The organism is Paenibacillus sepulcri (assembly GCF_042647105.1).
In the GTDB taxonomy this organism is placed as follows: Bacteria; Bacillota; Bacilli; order Paenibacillales; family Paenibacillaceae; genus Paenibacillus_Z; species Paenibacillus_Z sepulcri.
Genome location: NZ_JBHRUP010000001.1, coordinates 4774324 through 4791946, shown reverse-complemented (window position 1 = coordinate 4791946; position 17623 = coordinate 4774324). Strand labels below are relative to the sequence as shown.

Annotated in this window: 14 protein-coding genes; all 14 read right to left on the bottom strand. The window is 44.8% G+C overall.

Annotated elements, in window-relative coordinates; all coding sequences use genetic code 11:
* Positions 1-6: 6 nt before the first annotated feature.
* The 14 genes from ACFOLF_RS21280 to ACFOLF_RS21215 all read right to left on the bottom strand — a co-directional run bounded on the left by ACFOLF_RS21280 (position 7) and on the right by ACFOLF_RS21215 (position 17582).
* On the bottom strand, positions 7-798 hold the full coding sequence (locus ACFOLF_RS21280; protein ID WP_210046254.1) for a polymorphic toxin-type HINT domain-containing protein: 792 nt from the start codon (positions 796-798) through the stop codon (positions 7-9).
* Positions 799-863: 65 nt separating this feature from the next.
* Positions 864-1382: an RHS repeat-associated core domain-containing protein gene (locus tag ACFOLF_RS21275; protein ID WP_379114634.1), complete on the bottom strand. Its 519-nt coding sequence runs from the start codon at positions 1380-1382 to the stop codon at positions 864-866.
* Positions 1383-1775: 393 nt separating this feature from the next.
* Complete coding sequence (locus ACFOLF_RS21270; RefSeq protein WP_210046256.1) at positions 1776-2063, bottom strand: hypothetical protein; 288 nt, start codon at positions 2061-2063, stop codon at positions 1776-1778.
* Positions 2064-2342: 279 nt separating this feature from the next.
* Complete coding sequence (locus ACFOLF_RS21265) at positions 2343-2606, bottom strand: hypothetical protein (protein ID WP_210046257.1); 264 nt, start codon at positions 2604-2606, stop codon at positions 2343-2345.
* A 10-nt stretch (positions 2607-2616) separates the two neighbouring features.
* A complete protein-coding gene (locus tag ACFOLF_RS21260; protein WP_379114622.1) occupies positions 2617-8007 on the bottom strand; it encodes a polymorphic toxin-type HINT domain-containing protein in 5391 nt (1796 codons plus the stop codon).
* Positions 8008-8775 (bottom strand): hypothetical protein, encoded by a 768-nt coding sequence (locus ACFOLF_RS21255; protein WP_210046258.1) that lies wholly within the window; start codon positions 8773-8775, stop codon positions 8008-8010.
* Positions 8776-8836: 61 nt separating this feature from the next.
* A complete protein-coding gene (locus ACFOLF_RS21250; RefSeq protein ID WP_210046259.1) occupies positions 8837-10744 on the bottom strand; it encodes a fibronectin type III domain-containing protein in 1908 nt (635 codons plus the stop codon).
* A 683-nt stretch (positions 10745-11427) separates the two neighbouring features.
* Positions 11428-12574, bottom strand: a protein-coding gene (locus ACFOLF_RS21245) for an IS3 family transposase (protein ID WP_379219510.1) whose coding sequence is annotated in 2 segments (ribosomal slippage) — positions 11428-12303 and positions 12305-12574 — 1146 coding nt in all. Because the reading frame shifts where the segments join, the coding sequence is not laid out codon by codon here.
* A 421-nt stretch (positions 12575-12995) separates the two neighbouring features.
* Positions 12996-13307, bottom strand: coding sequence for a tetratricopeptide repeat protein (locus ACFOLF_RS21240; protein ID WP_379114501.1), 312 nt, complete (start codon positions 13305-13307; stop codon positions 12996-12998).
* 311 nt (positions 13308-13618) lie between these two features.
* Positions 13619-14284 carry a ThuA domain-containing protein gene (locus ACFOLF_RS21235; RefSeq protein WP_210046262.1) on the bottom strand — a complete coding sequence of 222 codons (666 nt, stop codon included), beginning with the start codon at positions 14282-14284 and terminating at the stop codon, positions 13619-13621.
* 57 nt (positions 14285-14341) lie between these two features.
* Entirely contained in the window at positions 14342-14818 is a 477-nt protein-coding gene (locus ACFOLF_RS21230; RefSeq protein ID WP_210046263.1) for a VOC family protein, read from the bottom strand.
* Between the two features lie 28 nt (positions 14819-14846).
* Positions 14847-15302, bottom strand: a complete 456-nt coding sequence (locus tag ACFOLF_RS21225) for a VOC family protein (RefSeq protein ID WP_210046264.1) — start codon at positions 15300-15302, stop codon at positions 14847-14849.
* A gap of 48 nt (positions 15303-15350) precedes the next feature.
* Positions 15351-16517 carry a Gfo/Idh/MocA family protein gene (locus ACFOLF_RS21220; RefSeq protein ID WP_210046265.1) on the bottom strand — a complete coding sequence of 389 codons (1167 nt, stop codon included), beginning with the start codon at positions 16515-16517 and terminating at the stop codon, positions 15351-15353.
* A 54-nt stretch (positions 16518-16571) separates the two neighbouring features.
* Entirely contained in the window at positions 16572-17582 is a 1011-nt protein-coding gene (locus ACFOLF_RS21215; RefSeq protein ID WP_210046266.1) for a Gfo/Idh/MocA family protein, read from the bottom strand.
* Positions 17583-17623: the final 41 nt, after the last annotated feature.

Here is a 17623-nt window from a genome sequence, read left to right as displayed (position 1 = left end):
CACCTCCTACTTAAAAACGGGGTAAGCCGTTTCAATTATTTTTGTACTTTTATTTACCCATATCTCAATCGTTAGACCATTTGACTGACCTCTAACAAGAACACGGTCGCCTTGTGTTTGTAATTTACTCGAATTCGAGTAAGCATCTCGAACAGCCTTTTCGATTTGTGAATCATTCATATTATCAGGAAATAAGTCTTTTAATTTACTTTGTGTTGCACGAAAACCGTCCTTAGTATGACCAGAGATAATATGTTCCATGTCAATTACAACACTCTTGTAAGATGGTAAATTTATAGGCTTACAAGCATTATGAGTCCATATTCCAAGGTTGGAGACAAAATAGGTGTGGAAGTCTTTGACCATAAAATTATAAACGGTCTTATGTTCCTTCTTAACCCGAATATTCTCAATGGCTATTTCTTTGCCATCCGAATTTGTCAGAACATCGTCTACCTTAAGGTTTTTTGATTCCACCCAGCCTTTGCCGACAATGCAAAATGGATGCTCATCGGTTGTCGTAATGACTTCACCTCCAACAGTAATATTATACGTTTCTTCAACATCACGTTGGAAAAGCCATTCAACTTCCTTGTAAGCCATCTCGCCTGTCTTATCGTCTTTGGCTAGGACTTTGTCACCTACCTCGATTTGCTCAATAGGTTTCTCCCCTTCGTCTGTAAGAACTTTTGTTCCTGCAGTAAAACAATTACAAGCTGCTACTACTTTACCGGCCTTACTTAATACTTTGCTCGTTGTAGCTGCTCCAGCTTTTGCAGCCCCCACACCGGATACCATATCAAGCGCCGCGCTAACGTAGCCAACCTTGTTATCCTAGTTCGCTTGCCCTGCATCTAATGAGCCTAATAATTGCGACTTTGCCCACTTCTGTTGCCCCTCATTTTCCAAGCTGCCATATTATACAGATACGTATATTGATTCGTATCATTTTTATATATTCCTTTGAACGTCTTCTTTAAATCCTTTTCGAACTCATTCGCATGTTTTAACATAAGCTCGATTTCGCAGCGGTCATTTCCGCTCGGATCGACAAAGCCCAGCGGATTATTCTGCACATACGTGTAAAGATTTAAACTCAGCGGATTCGTTACCTGACCCTCGTACGCTTCATTAATGAATCTCCCCATACTTGGGTCATAGTAACGGGCTCGCAAATAATACAGCCCGGTCTCATTATCGTAGATTTCGCACGCATACTTAAATGAGTTGGGAATCGTTTCCGATTGCTGCGTAATATTGCCCCACTCATCATACGTGTAGGCATTCACGACCGCACCATTTCGATCGATGATCTGGACAACGTCGCCATGACCATTATATAAATAGTAATACTCTTTTGCACTGGCTATATCCTTCTTCACCAGCAAACGATCGCCTCTTACATAGGTCGTGGTCGTCTGATTACTTCCATTGGCTTCTGCTATCACCTCACCATTTTGATTATAACGGTACTGGGTTGTACTAGATCCCGATGATTTCTTATACCTCATCCCATCCGGACTATAATCAAATGACGTCGTCGCTCCACCCTTGCTCACACTGGTTAGGTATTTAGTTCGGTCGACCGTGTCTGCCCTGTTCCAGAATAAGCGTCAAACAGCCCCTACCATGCTACCAAGTGGGGGCTATTTGACGCTTATTTTGCTTACCTGGCTGTCTACGCTTAACACCTGCTAAACTTCACAACCTATGTTTGATCGCACCGGAAGTTGAGTTACTTACTTTTGGGACAGCCACCAGTCAGAGTTATCATTTTATAAGTCTGAAAAACTGATAATATCTTTGGTCAGTTCTGTAAATAAATTTTCGATACTGTCAAATTGTTTCATATTTAGCAATAAAGGATCCTCACCAGAAATTATTTCCATTGCAAAGAAATCATAAGTAAAGTCCGACAATACTGAAATAGATGCCATATAATGTTCTGTGGACAATGCATATTCCAATTTTGAATTACCGTACATAACTTCGCTTTCAATTGTAATGGTTTTATCAAATCCAGCTATTAGTTTCTCTATAAATTGTTTTACTAAATCTAACAAACTTAGTTCACCTCCAAACTTTATTTCTTGGTATCAAGATGTGTAATATTGGTTCCTTTTGGGTCTGGCAGACTTTGGCCTCTCCTATTAGTGGTTACTTGTATTGTTGCACTACAGCGGCAAACAAAAAAACTTGAGAGGCGTGAGCCGTACTAAGGAATTGAAGAATTTTGTACTGGTATAATGTAGGTTATGCTTCATTGGATTCAGCCGCCCGATTCACTCTACATTGGGGATAAAAGAAAAACCTTGAGGATGTCCGCCCTCAAGGTTAAGTGCTTATGTGATTCTACTTTTCAACTCTTTACTTACATATTTTTCCCATCCAATGGCTTTAACTTCTACTTCCTCTGGTTCAATTACTCTGCCGAATTTAAAGTGAGTGCCACTTTCTTTCATCAAAAAACTCTCTGGATTTTCCCATTCTGTTTCACAATCATTGCAATTAACAAAATATTTATTTGAAACGACTTCTTTTACAATTACTACCCATCCTTGCTTACAAATGGGACAAGTAGATATTGGATACTGTTGTAGATACATTTTTCAACTCCTATTTGGCAGGATATCCCGTAATGATTTTGTTTGTTCCCTTTTCAGTGATTATTTCAACATAATTTAGAATATCTCCATAATCATTTTTACCACCTGCTAAGCCTGCATTCGGATAAGGAATTCGCCATATTTCAACGTTACCATCCACAGTTGGTATTATGCCACTTCTTTTACTCCAAGCCTCATTTAAAACAGATGTAGGGTTATCAACAAATACCCCGTGGTTATCCCGAGCAGTATTCTCCACGGAATGTTTCCCAACATGGTCTACTCTTGTTTCTCCTTTTTTGCTAATTATACTCCAATCAAGTATATCGCAATTGGTATTATGCACCCAAATCCCAAGGTCACTAACAAAGTAAGTATGGAACTCATCCACTGTCATGTTGTAAACCGTAACCTGCTTATGCTCCAGCTCAATACTGTCTATCTTGAGTGTATTCCCATCACTCTGTACAAGCAAGTTTCCAACCTCGAGGTCTTTAACAAACGTCCATCCCTTGCCCTGCACATAGAACGGATGGTTAAAGGTCGATTCTATCGTCTGACCGCCCACGGAAATCTTGTAAATCTCGTCCGTCTCATGGTTGAACGTAGCCGTAACCTCTTTGTACGCTACCTCACCAGTCTCTTCATCCTTGGAAAGAACCTTATCTCCGACTTGAATGTCTTCGATATTCTTCTCCCCTTCGTCTGTAAGAACCTTTGTTCCTGCCGTAAAACAATTACAAGCGGCTACTACTTTTCCGGCCTTACTCAATACTTTGCTCGTTGTCGCTACTCCAGCTTTTGCGGGGCTCACACCGGATACCAAATCAAGCGCCAAGCTAGCGTAGCCAATCTTTCTATCAAAGTTCGCTTGCCCTGCATCTAATGAGCCTAATAATTGCGACCTTGCCCACTTTTGTTGCCCCTCATTGACTCCATTTTTCCCCGCTGCCATATTATACAGATACGTATATTGATTCGTATCATTTTTATATATTCCTTTGAACGTCTTCTTTAAATCTTTTTCAAACTCATCCGCATGGTTTAACATAAGCTCGATTTCGCGGCGATCATTCCCGCTCGGATCGACAAAGCCCAGCGGATTATTCTGCACATACGTATACAGATTCAAACTCAGCGGGTTCGTTATCTGCCCCTCGTACGCATCTTCATTAATGAATCTCCCCATACTCGGGTCATAGTAACGGGCTCGCAAATAATACAGTCCAGTTTCATTATCGTAGACTTCGCCCGCATATTTAAATGAATTAGGAATCGTTTCCGATTGCTGCATCATATTGCCCCACTCATCATAGGTGTAGGCGTTCATGACCGTACCATTTCGATCAATAATCTGGACAACATCGCCATGACCATTATATAAATAGTAATACTCCTTCGCACTGGCTATCTCCTTCTTCACCAGCAAACGATCGCCTCTTACATAGGTCGCGGTCGTCTGATTACTTCCATTGGCTTCGGCTATCACCTCTCCATTTTGATTATAGCGGTACTGGGTCGTACTGGTTCCCGTTGATTTCTTATATCTCATCCCATCCGGACTATAATCAAATGACGTCGTCGCTCCACCCTTGCTCACACTGGTTAGGGTATTGAACAGATCATAGGTGTAATTCATCTCGTTAAGGACAGGTATTTCGGTGCTATTAAAGGTAAGGCGGTTCCCCTTGAGATCATACGCGTAGTTTGCGATGCTCCGATCCGTCCGCGACACCGTAGCGAGCCGGTTCAATTTATCATACGTATATTCACTTAATGTTGCCCCCTGGTTGATCACCGTTTGACCTGCACTCACGACATTACCATTTACATCGTATGCATAGGTATAAGACGATAGGAGAGTGTCTCCCTTTTTATTCGTCATCGTACGCAGATTATTGAGCGCGTCATAGGTGTAACGCGTCACGAGTACGCTTCCGTCGGCAAGTGGCGGATAAGAGATGGTTTCGATTTTGCCATTTGGATAATAGGTGTATTTCACATTCGCGGAAACTCCGTCATTCATCACGGTTTGTCCATCGGTTTGCACGCTGTCAAGACGCAACTTATTGTATTTGTAGTTGACCGCCGTATTATTGCCGACGAGGGAGGAAACTCGGCTATCCGCATCATAGCTGATCCCCAATTGGGCGCTATAGTTTGTCCCTTGTATCGCAATCGATTTCATTCGTTTCAAATTATCGATGCCCGTGGTCATGGAGCTGGTTTTCGTGCCATTCGTATACTTCTCGAAGGTATCGGCCATAATGCCATTACTTCCAATAATGGATCTCATCTGCTGCGTATTTCCATTATTACTCACCGTGAGAAGCTTTTGACGGTATTGCTCATCATATTCATAGCTAAAGACGGAGCCGTTCCGGTCGCGGCTTTGCTGAAGCTGACCTAAATTATTGTACGAATAGGAAGTCGAGCTGGCATTCGGATCCGTTTTGGAAGCCAGCAGCCCATTTTCCGTAAACACCCTGGTGGAAATGGTTTTAGGTGCGTCCGATTCGTTGCTTTGTACGGTCATATTCGTCAGTTGACTATTTCCATCATACGTATAATTTGTGATTTGTCCCAGGGCGTCTTTCACCTTCGATAACCGATTCAGGGCATCGTACGTATTTTTATTTGTTACGCCTTCATTGTTCAGGTTTCTCTTGGGGTCGGTATACGTTGTTAAGTTGCCAACGATATCATAGGCATATAATTCGGTAACCGGTTGACCTTGACTGGGCCAATCTTTATAGGCTCGGGTCAAAACAAGATTTCCCAGGGGGTCAAACTCCTGCTCCACATAATTCGACTTCAAACTCGCTTGGGACGTATTGCTGCGATACGCTTGTACATCATTAGTGGCAACCAAATAATTGATATTCCGACGTGCCTTTAGGTTATTCTCCGAAATATATAAATTGCCGTACGAATCTGTTCCTTCCTTCTGATCGCCCCAAACGTTGTAGGATACGGTTGCTGTATTGGACATAGGATCAATCGAATAGACAGGGCGAGCGATGTCATCATAGTGATACTGGGTAATTAACCATTGCGCTTTAGTAGAGTCGTATTGTTGCCCAAAAATCATTGCGCCCAATCCGTTATAATAGGAATATTCCTCTGACAATCTTGTTAAAGCTCCTGTTGATTTGCGCGTATAATCGCGGTAGGAGTGCACAGACAAGGAACTTGTACCCAAGTTTTCCGAATCAAAATTAGTATTCACGCGATTATCCAAATAAATATAGGAATCGGTTACGTCATACTGTTCACCACTTAAATTGGTAAACGTCGGATAGGTAATGGTCAGCTCTCTTCCTAAAAGATCATACGTATAGGAGGTCTTGCGTCCATTTCCATCCGATTCATCTTTAAGTAGTCCTGTAGCGGGATCATAATTTGTGATCGTTTTAACCGCCTGAGTAACACTTTGTCCGGAACCATTAACAGTGGTAAAATAGCTGACCGCCTCACTAGGATATGCGTACTGCGTTTCGGGTCCAAAACTCGTTTCACTAACCGAAACTTTGCCATTTTCCAATGCTTTCGATATTTTTACTTTATTAACCTTGCCTGCGATTTGAATATTGGGATCCGAACAATTAGAAATTAGATTGTTATTGGCATCCAGGGTATCATAACAATAGGAAGTGATTTCATTATTGGCGTTGGCGACACTCTTAAGCCTGCCGTTTGAGTAGTAATCATACGTTTCTGATAACGGCGTAGACATAGTAAGGTTTTGATACCACGTTTTCTTCTGGAGAAAGTAATACGTCGGCTCATACGTATAGGTGGTTGTGTATTTTGTCCTCACATTGCTATCATCCAGTTGCGCTTGCGTTAACGGCTGTGTTTCACTTTGTAACTCACCCCAGTCCGTATATTGTCGCAGAATAAATAACTTGTTTGCCGAGCTGTCGTTATCCCCGATTCCATAATCCGCCAGTTGAGTCCTGAGCGGTAATGAAGTAAAAATGGAATGGAATTCATAATTGGTGGTCACCTTTTTTTCACCATTTGCTGCTCTTACTTCTGTTGATAGTGTCTGCCCTTTTCCATTAAAGACTGTTTTATTCGAAATCCCATTGGATTCAGATGCACTTTGTATGGTTGAAGTACTGGAATACAGAGCATTATCCGTAATGGTAACAATAGGATATCCTGTGTAATCTCCTTCATACGTGTAATTAACATGATTGTAATCTCCGACAGCCGCACCATTTTTAAATAACTGGTCATAGCGCTTGGTCACTCTGAATTCTTCTGCAATCCCGCTTCCGCCTATATTTCGTGTGGCTTTCTCGTACTCATAGGTGGATGTAGAACGTGGAGAGGTCACTTTGATTAATTTTTTATAGGTATTGGAAGCGGTATAGTTACTATAATACTTCGATGTATAATCAAAGGATCCTGATGTCAGTTCGTAATTATAGTAAGTGAATTGATGATTCTGATTTTCAACAGACCATAAATAAGGAGAAAACCCATCCGGGTTACCATTAAATATTAGGGGGTTGCGCCATTTCATGTACGTTACGGATTGATTTACGTTTCCGTTCAAATCTTTGACAGCCACAACAAGTTGCTCGCCATTAAAGGAACCGGTTGTTTGTAAGGTGCTATCATACGTAAACGTAACCACTCGCCCCAAAGTATCCGTGATGGAGGAAATGACTTTATACGTTTGGCCATCATACATTTGACGGTCGGCATGTTGAAATACCAGCTTGTTTCCAAAACGATCCACAATTCCGAGCACACGACCATCAGATGCGAAGTATTCTCTCTTCTTGTCGGCGTACTCAAGATAATACGTCGATGTTGCCTGACCATTATTAAATGATCCTTGATCCTGCATTAATTTTATATCTTTTCCTTGATACCCAACCAAATGAGTATACATCTCAAGACTATTAGTGGAGTTAAATTCAATGCGATATACAGCACCGTCACCTTTATGATAATACAGATAACCATCTGCAAGTTGAATGGATGGAAATTGAAAGGACCACCCTATCCCTAAATCATACCGAGAATTCAAATAGTTATACTTTTTTATAAATCCGTTCGAACTAGAGTTCCTCATGTAGGAAAAAGCGTTGTTAGAATCGTACATGATTCCAATATTGAGGTCGAGTCCGTCCCGACCGGGTAGCTGTATATCTGTTCGTTTCCACGTTAGTTTACCCGTATTCGGATCAACAAGCTCATTGGAACCATTAAAATCAGAATATTGAGGTTTATTGGTTTGATTAATTTGTTGTTGTGTAATCAGTCCATCCAATACGCTATTGACATCCGAAACATTAACGGCTGCCAGTGTTTGATTGGGGAAAAATAGGACAGCCAGAACAAAAACAATACTTGCATATAGGACTGAAATCCAAGTTTTCATTTATTTCCCTCCCGACTGTTGACCAACGACTACTGGAAATTGATTTTCCTGATAAACATGATCCGGGACGCTGCCCGTATGATCAAGATCCGGATTAATCGTTATATCGTGAAGTTGGGAGAGTCCCTGCAAGCCTTCTGACGCATAAGCAGCCATGATTTGCTTCATCGATGCCTCTCCTTTTTGATCTGCGGCCTGAACGAGTGCCAGCTTCTCAGCTGTGTTCATAGCCGATTGCCCTAATACGATTTCTAATTTCGGGTTTTTTGTCAATAAAACAGCAAGTTGGTTTTCCTTTTCTTTCTTCACTTCTGTTTCCATGTCCTCCCAAGATTGGTTTCCTTGTTTTTTGAGCTCAATTAAATCTTTTGGATTGATTAACCATTCATTTCCTATTTTATCCGAGGCGTAGATGTCTTCCACTGTTGCGCCTCCCAATAATAATTCTTCAATATCTTTTTTACTGTAATTGAATTGATCTTCGCGATGTAATCTTTTCATTCGATTCTCGTTGCTTTGAAATTTGTTTTGGCTAATAACAGCCTCATTCTGTGGATCATATACGACATTGACAACAGAATCGAGATCCTCCGACTGATCCGGAACGATGGGCATAGCCTCTTGAATTCCGTTTCCAGCTAACTCCACCGTCTTTTCTCCTGCCTGATTACTTTTTGCAAATGCTAAGCCCACCAGGTTTGAAGCCGCAATCATGAGTACCAAAATAAGTGTAATCAGTTTGCGGTTCATGTTTTTTATTTTGTTCATTCCCAATCTCCCCAATCATGATTAATATAAGATATCCGGCAGTGATATGCCGTTATGAAGATTATGGAGTGGTTTTCTGAATTCTAATTAAATTCCCATTAGCATCATAGGTATAATCTAGAATTTCGCCAGTTGATAATACGATGAAGTCTAGTCGATTTGATTCATCGTAATGATATGCCACTTCCATGTAAGGCCTGGCAGAAACAACATTACTTTCAGGAGATAAATTCCCTGCCATATCCTTTGCTTTCACGGAAAAGTTATACGAGGCGTTGGGGTTCAACCCTGTCACCGTATATGTATTCGTGCTGGATTCCCCTACCAACGTGCTTCCACTATAACTATAGATGTTGTATCCTGTTACCCCGACGTTATCGGTGGATGCTGTCCATTGCAATGTGACGCTTGTTGGGGAGTGAGGCTTTACTACCAAGTTGGCAGGGGCTGTTGGCCGTTGGGTATCTATCATGTAAGTTACCGTGTTACTTGCACCAGATACATTCCCAGCCGCATCCCTCGCCTTGACCGTAAGATTATAGACTGTGTTTGAAGACAAGCCAGCCAAAATATACGTATTTCTGCCAGAACTCCCTATCCGCTCGGTTCCATTATAAATCTCATACCCTGCTACCCCTATATTATCGCTTGATGCTGTCCAATGTAATTCATTACGTGTTACTGCCAAGTTAGTAGGAGTTGTTGGAGGCGTTGTATCCGGAGGATTAGCGTCCAAATAGGTTACCACGACATAAATCTGCCCTCTACTCCCGAACCCAAAAGAGGAACCAACTGGCCCGGTCATCCGATTTCCGAGATTATAATAGAAATCAACGATGTTATAATACGGCAGAGATAACGAATTCACGCCTCCAACTGCATGATATTCAAGCCCAGGTTCAAGTGAATAAGAGTAAAATTCTATCGTTCCGGCAGTAAGATGGAAGTCGAAAAGAGATTCGAGTAATGGACGAATAAAGATGTCCGTACTGCCCACTGTTTTTGTTGGATCCAAGTTAACCTCAAATGAGCCACTATCATAAAATTCTTCCTCTTGCTCGTATACACTCGGATCAATAAGAATCGGGTAGGTCAAAGAAGTGGGATCGAACGACATATCAAGAAACTTCTTGTCGTTCTCGGTTCTTAATGTCTGCTCCACATCTATCATTTTGCCGGTTGCATCCTTGAGCCAGGCCGGGAGCAATGTAGCTTTCTTCCCATTAAGTTCTTGGTCCAACTGTCCCATTACCTCAAATGTAAAACGGGTTGGCGATTTTCCATCTTTAAGAATGATGCTTTCTTTTATCCCCCAGTCGGTTGCCTCCAATTCCACATTGGTGCTTGGCCAAACATTCGTATACGAGACTTTTGTTTGAGCAGCTTCATTCCACTGTCCGATGGATGATCTGGCACCCACGGGAATAAATTTCAACTTGGCATCTTGGGAACCAATTGAATATCCTTCCAGAAAATCAGAAGGAATGCTCAAATTGAAAGGCAGGGATTTTGTCTTGAAAGAAGGAACCGTCTTTTTCATGTTTCCTGTCGAATTCGCTTTTGACGCCTGGCTTTGATTATCCGGAAGTACGTCAGTTTTGGTAATTCTCGGATCGATCTCCGCCAGCTTTCCCTGAGCGTCAATAAAATGAATATCGTGGGAGGATACAACTTCAACCAAGCTTCCATCTTCCAGTTCAAATTGCTTCTCGTTTAATTCTCTTTTTGAAATAATTTCTTTTTTGATCTTTTTGCCGTTAAGCATTTTTTCATATTTAGCGAACTGCCCCGAAGTGGAAGAAATGCTGTTTGCGGCGGTATTATTGTTCGAAACCGTTGTGGTTGTCGCACTTGCGAGATTCACTTTTTTAGATTCACTTAATTGTTCCAAACTTGCATATGTATTTGGAATCATTACGGAACTAAATAGAAGCATAAGAGAACAAATAGCTAGTACCTTTTTTCTCATTTTTCTCCACCCTCACTGTTTCAGAAATTTTTAACTATAAAAGACCGGACCTAATTTTTCAACCCTCCATACGTGCTATAGGCACCTTTATCAGTCAGATAGTATGACACAAGATACACTTATAATCGAACCTTTTATGTTATAATATCTAACATAATTAATCCATTCAGACTATATCACACTTGTCAAATCGTATAAATAGCGAACAATGGTTTATTTTGTATTTTTATGTCGAATTCGACTTTATTTTCTCAATCTCCCTTTAAAGGGTTTTGATCTTTTACAAAAAGAACATGGAATTATGGCGGCTTATGGCAAACAAACCGGACCTCAGATGGATCAGAGGTCCGGAATTAAGCTTTTTATGCAATAATGGCACAAAGAATCTCCATCTTCATAACTGCAGCAGACACCAATCTCTATGCCCGCCGCCTAATTGACAACCAACCTGTCTGCTTACACTGATGCCCATCCACCCGGAGCTTTGTATGGTGCTACAAGATGTCAAGACAGCTTTTTTAGATTTTTAAGGTGTGAAATCATGCACAAGGTGTCGCTCTTTCGTTCTTCCTCATCGTTTGGATATCGCTCTTAACTGGAAATAGTAATCATGAGATCCCCCGCGCGAAGATGTCCATGGGTGGAGGACACAGCCCAAGCGAAGGCGCGGGAGCTTTGTTTATTCACTTGTTGGATTTGAAAACGACCGCTCGGTTGTACACAGCTTCCGGCGTATGATTTTGAAGCGATTGATGCGGCAGATAATGATTGTGCAATTGGATGTAACGTTCCACGCCGCGCCTTGTTTCTCGCGGGCTGTTGTAGTCGTGAATATAGATCTCATTGTATTTCAAACTACGCCAGAAGCGCTCAATGACAATGTTATCGGTGGCACGGCCCTTGCCGTCCATGCTGATCCTGACGCCGTTCTCCTTCAGCAAGTCGATATACGGGGGACTGGTAAAATGGCTCCCTTGATCGCTGTTGATAATTTCAGGCTTACGACGCGCCAATGATCGTCTCATGGTCTCCAACACGAAACCGATTTCTAGGGATTGATCAAGTTGCCAGTCAACGATGTATCTGGAATACCAGTCCATAACGGCATAAAGATACAGCCAGCCTTGTTTCATGCGTATGTAAGTGATATCCACAGACCAAACGTGGTCAGGTCGAGTGATGTTCAACTTACGCAGCAGATAGGGATAAATGCGATGCTGCAGATCGCGCTTACTCAGGTTTGGACCAGGGAAGATCGCCATGATTCCCATTTCTCGCATGTAGCATCTTACGGTGTTCTCGTGAATACAATCTCCTTCCCGGTTCATAATGGCAGCAATCTTTCGGTAGCCCAGAAACGAATGCGCAGTGTAAAGCTCGTCAATCCGGTGCTTGAGGCGTATCTCCTCCGTAGATGGAGGTACCGGCTTGTCGTACAGGCTGCTACGGTTGAGGCCTAATAGCTCGGCTTGCACGGTAATGGCCAGCTCAGGGTTCTGCCAGTCCAGGAGTTCGAGGCGCTCTTCTCGTGACCAGTTAGAGACCAGATTTTTTTTTAATCCACGACAATTGCGTGGAGAGTTTCCCAACTTCGGCGTAGAGTTCACTGATCTGCTGTTCATAATCCAGTTTCATTTTCGTGATGCCTTTCCGATCGTCTACGAACAACTGAGCGAGGTTCTGGATCGCTTCCGTCTTCCACCGGGTGAGGACATTGGCATGGATGCCATGCTCGGTTGCAAGCTGAGAGACAGACTTTTCTTCTTTCAGAATTTCCAGCACTAGACGCGCTTTTTCTTCCGGAGTGAACTTCCTTCTTGTTGGCTTCATACAACTAAGATACTCCTTTTTCGCTGTCTAGTTTCTATGTAGCATTATATTGCTTGATACGGGTCACACTTTTGCATCATCCACACTTACGCGGATGCCTCTGTCTATCGTTATCCTACGAACAACCCGGTATGGGATGACATTATCACAGAAAAGAACCACCGGAGTAATTATTTCACTCGCATGTGGCTGATTTGTTTCGATCTAATTCAATGGTGTGTTTAATTATGATTCGTGTTTAAACGATTAATATGTTTTATCAATCGGGTTGTATATTTATGCTCAGGCTCAATTAGAAGTACGCGATTTCCCCAAAGCGCAGAGTTGTTTATATCGTTAAGTTTGTAGTAACAATGGGCGATGTCATACATGATCTCCAGATCGACCATATCTCTAGTCAGAATCCATTGCATAAGCAATATCAAATTCTTTTAACGCTATCATAATCCTTTAACCTGAAATAACTAAGACCCAAGTTTAAATGCGTCTCCGACTGCTCGTTATTTATAGCTAAGGATTTCTCATAATAGGTTTTTTCCATTTTATAGTCGGATATTTGGAAATAATACACACCCAAATAGTAAAAAGCATCCTCGCTGACAGGGTCAATTTTAGCTGCAACTTGAAAACTTTCCAATGCTGCTTTGTGGTTCCCCTGCTTTAATTCCACTCTACCCAAATTAAATAACGGTCGTTCCCAATTTGGATTCTGAACAATTAGTTTCTCAAATATATCTTTTGCATAATTTAAGTCTCCTAGCTTTTAAGTAGCAGCAGCCCATATAATTCAAACAATCTCCAGTGTTTCTTATAGCCAAGGCCTCTTCAAATAGCTTTAGTGAAATTTGGTAATTTCTACAGACATAATTATTCTCTGCATCATTATAAACATCTTCATAACTTCGCATGGTTTGACGTACCTCTCTTCCAAGGGGTTCGCGGACTGCCTTCACTATCGCCTGATAATTAAAAAAAACGCCACGGACACACGAAGGCTTTTAACTGCCGTGTACCCGAAGCGATTTCTTATCGCATTCAAATCTATTATTCTTTTCCCGGCTCCGCGCACCATTTCAGGCAGTTCCCCAGAAGCTCCAGAAATGGCGCTGCCAGCAGACCTTCCCGCCGGTGCGCAGGCGCGAGGCAGCATACTTTTCCTTCGCCGTGCAGATGACGCCAGCCGCCGATTGACGAACCGTCCTCGGACTCCGAGCGCAGGAATACCCCGGTGCTCTCCTCGGCGCAGCTCACAAAATAATGCTCATCGAGAAATTGGAAGCCTTCCGCCGACCAGCCGGTATCGGCTGTATTCACCGGTATGTAACGCACTTCCTTGTTTTGCGGCGGGTGGGAGATGAAGTATCCCCTCAACATCCGGATATATTCGGAATCCTCAGCATAGGAAGCAAGCCCCGCATGCCAGGCCAGCCATGCTCCGCCGCCCTGGACGTAGCGCTCGATTGCCGCCGATACCGCCCCGTCCATCCACATATCAACCTGTTCATCCTGCGGATTGAGACGGTTTTCCTTGAACAGGACGATCACCGCAGGGCCCTCTTCCAGCACCTGCAGGATCCGGTCCGTTCCCGTAAAATCAAGCGTCCACTCTCCACTTGATGCAGCCGCTCCAAACGCTTTCTCCAGTGATTCCCTGGCGAGCGCCTCATCATGATAAAAGTCGCCGACGATTGCCGTTATTCGTTTCGTCATACTCAAGACACAACCTTTCACGGCCGGATCGCCGGAAGACCCGCCTTTGCGGAATGTTTAATCCTGCTTCGGTCCAAGCTCCTGCAGTCCCAGCACTACGCCAAGAAGCGATTCCGTATCGAAGTAGCCGTACCGCCCCGAGCCATATTCGCCTTTGTGGGCCAGCGGGATTCCTTGTCCTTCAAGGAAGTTGATATGCTGCTGGAAGCCGTTGACCGTAAAGGTGATAAAGTGAACGCCGGGACCATGCTTTTGTTTGAATTCGTTCCAGGGGTTCGGCTCATCGAATGGCTCCATCAATTCGACGGTTACAGGACCCATTTGCAGATTGGCGAATTTCGTTCTGGCTGTAATATATTCGCCTCTGTACCAGGTGTAGGAGTTATCCGTGTGCTCCTGAACCGAATTCGGATCGGGCGTCTGAATCTCCGGCATTGCCAATCCGAACAGCCCGCAGTAGGCTTTGAGCGCCTTCTCGATATCGTCGACTACGATGCCGACTTTCAACAAGTTATTATTTTCGATATGTTCCATGACTAATCCTCTTTTCCGGGCGTCAGGTTTAGTTATCGTTCTCGAGCAGCTCCAGCAGGATTTTCAATTGCTTCGACGTATCCATATAGGCGTAGCGTCCGCCTGTATATTCGCCCTTCTGCTGCAGCGGCATGCCGTTTTTCTCCATGACCGCAATCTTTTCCTTCATGCCCTTGACGACAAAAGCGATATGATGGGCGCCTTCGCCATGCTCATTCAGGTAATCGCGCCAGGTGCTCGGATTGTGATCGGGCTCGATCAGCTCCAGCTGCAGCGAACCCATATCGAAAAATGCCAGCTTCGAACGGGCTTCCGAAGAAACGCCGTTATATTCCGTCTGCGCCACATCAACCGTATCCGTCCAGAACCACTTCGGCGTCTCGATGCCGAGGAAGTCGGCATACGCCTTGGAAGTCGCTTCAATGTCATGGACCAGGATTCCGATTTGCGCAACCACATTCGTGCCCAATATATTTTTATCCATGATAGATCTCCTTTAGGTTGATCGAATTTGCGGCAGGCAGGCAGCCTGTCACACCTGAAGCTCGCTGATGGATACCCAGCGCCGCTCTGCGATGGATACGTCAACAGCTTCAAGAATTTCCTGACATTTAATGCCGTCCACGAAATTCGGTTCTGGCTGGCGGTCATCATGAATGGCGTCCATCAGCTCCAGGATTTCATGAATGAACGTATGCTCGAAGCCGATCGTATGGCCGGGCGGCCACCAGGCGTCCATATAATCATGGGCGGGGTCAGTTGCAAGCACGCGCCGGAAGCCCTGCACATCATCCGCATCGTCGGTAAAATAAACCTCCAGCTCATTCATGCGCTCAAAGTCGAAACGAACGCTTCCTTTGCTGCCGTTGATTTCAAACGCATTCGTGCAGCGGTGACCTGCGGCAAAGCGGCTTGCTTCAAAGCTGCCCAGAGCTCCGCTTGCAAACCGGGCCATAAACAGCGTGGCGTCATCCACCGTGACTTCGCCCATGGGGCCATCCGTATTTCCTTGCGCGCTCAGGCCGGTCATGGACTCGGCGATTGGACGCTCCTTGACGAAGGTCTCGTTCATTCCGACCACCTCGTTAATCTCGCCTACCAGGTACCGGGCCAGATCAATTAGATGCGCGCCGAGATCGCCGTGCGAGCCGGAGCCCGCCACTTCCTTCTTCAGCCGCCAAACGAGCGGGAACGCCGGATCAACCAGCCAATCCTGCAGGAAGGTCGCGCGAAAATGATGAATTTTGCCGATTCTGCCTTCGGCAATCAGCTTCTTCGCCAAGCGGATAGCCGGTGCAAAGCGGTAATTGAAGCCAACCATATGCTTGACGCCGGCCGCTTCCGCCGCCTGCAGCATCTCTCTCGCGTCGGACAGTGTCAGTGCGAGCGGCTTCTCGCAGAACAGATGCTTGCCAGCCTGCGCTGCCGCAATGGCAATTTCCTTGTGCGCGTCGCTCGGGGCATTGATATCGACCAGGTCGATATCCTCCCGCTTGACCAGCTCGCGCCAATCCGTAACCGCATGCTCCCAGCCGAACTGCTTCGCCGCCTGCTGTACGCCCTGCTCGTCCCTGCCGCAGATCGCCTTCATGACCGGAGCCGGAGAATCCGGAAAAAACATCGGCAAATCGCGATACGCATGGCTGTGCGCCTTACCCATAAATTTATAACCGATCATTCCAACTCGTATCGATTTCATGCTTCATGCCTCCATTCCGCCTATCTATAAATCTCTCTCGTCTTCTATCGTTAATTAAAGCATAACCTTCTGGCCGGTTCTTGCGCTTTCCAGCGCGCCGAAGACCATCGATACGCTCTTGATGTTGTCCGTACAATCCGTTTCGGCAGGACGATCCTGCTCCAGCGCCTCGAACATATTGTCCAGGCAGCCAAAATGGCCTTCCCGGCCCGTCCAGATATCCGGCACTTCCACTAGTTTGCCCGGACGGATAAAGCCTTCTTCGCCCTCGACAACCTCTGCGACAGGACGATTGTCCCCATCCCATTTGGCCGTCCCTTGGCTTCCTGTAACGCGCCAATCGGACTCCCATGAGGTTCCTGCGCCTTGAGCGCTCCATGAACCGCGGTACGAGAATACCGAACCGTCGCTCATTTCGAAGATGCAGATGGCCGAAGCATTGCCTGCGTACCATGAACCTGCCGGATTATATTCGTGGCAGTAGACCGACACCGGATCAGCTCCGCTCAGGAAGCGTGCCTGGTCGAACGTATGAATCGCCATATCCAGGATCAGTGGGCTTGCCATCGTCTCACGGAAGCCGCCGAAATGCGGTCCGAGAAAGAAATCAGCGTGAAGCGAGCCGACTGTTCCGATCGCACCGGATGCCAGAAAGCTGGACAAGGCGCGGATATGCTTCAAATAACGGCGGTTCTGCATAACGGAATACCGCTTGCCGGACCCGCTCGCCACAGCCAGAACTTCCTGTGCGTCTGCCAATGTTTCCGCCATCGGCTTCTCTCCGAATACATGGGCGCCAGCCTGCAGCGCAGTTGTCGCAATCTGCTTGTGGCTGGCAGGAATCGTGACGTCAAATACCAGATTCGCACCCGTTTGGCTGAGAGCCGTGGATAAATCCGTGAATGTCGGAACATTCAATCCGCGCTTCTGCGCCATTTTCTTGGCTGCTTCCTCGAAGAGGTCCACAAGCCCTACAATTTCAACATTTTCCCGCTGTGCGGCGTAGTCAAGCCACTCGTTGGCCATTCCACCACAGCCGGCAACCACAACTTTATGAAGCGCCATACCGCTCACCTCTTTCTATTCATAATATTCAGGTATGATGT

Coding starts and splice junctions, on each gene's coding strand:
- ACFOLF_RS21280 (WP_210046254.1), bottom strand. CDS start 798: ATGGTATCCGGTGTGGGGGCTGCAAAAGCTGGAGCAGCTACAACGAGC.
- ACFOLF_RS21265 (WP_210046257.1), bottom strand. CDS start 2,606: ATGTATCTACAACAGTATCCAATATCTACTTGTCCCATTTGTAAGCAA.
- ACFOLF_RS21260 (WP_379114622.1), bottom strand. CDS start 8,007: ATGAAAACTTGGATTTCAGTCCTATATGCAAGTATTGTTTTTGTTCTG.
- ACFOLF_RS21255 (WP_210046258.1), bottom strand. CDS start 8,775: ATGAACAAAATAAAAAACATGAACCGCAAACTGATTACACTTATTTTG.
- ACFOLF_RS21250 (WP_210046259.1), bottom strand. CDS start 10,744: ATGAGAAAAAAGGTACTAGCTATTTGTTCTCTTATGCTTCTATTTAGT.
- ACFOLF_RS21235 (WP_210046262.1), bottom strand. CDS start 14,284: ATGACGAAACGAATAACGGCAATCGTCGGCGACTTTTATCATGATGAG.
- ACFOLF_RS21230 (WP_210046263.1), bottom strand. CDS start 14,818: ATGGAACATATCGAAAATAATAACTTGTTGAAAGTCGGCATCGTAGTC.
- ACFOLF_RS21225 (WP_210046264.1), bottom strand. CDS start 15,302: ATGGATAAAAATATATTGGGCACGAATGTGGTTGCGCAAATCGGAATC.
- ACFOLF_RS21220 (WP_210046265.1), bottom strand. CDS start 16,517: ATGAAATCGATACGAGTTGGAATGATCGGTTATAAATTTATGGGTAAG.
- ACFOLF_RS21215 (WP_210046266.1), bottom strand. CDS start 17,582: ATGGCGCTTCATAAAGTTGTGGTTGCCGGCTGTGGTGGAATGGCCAAC.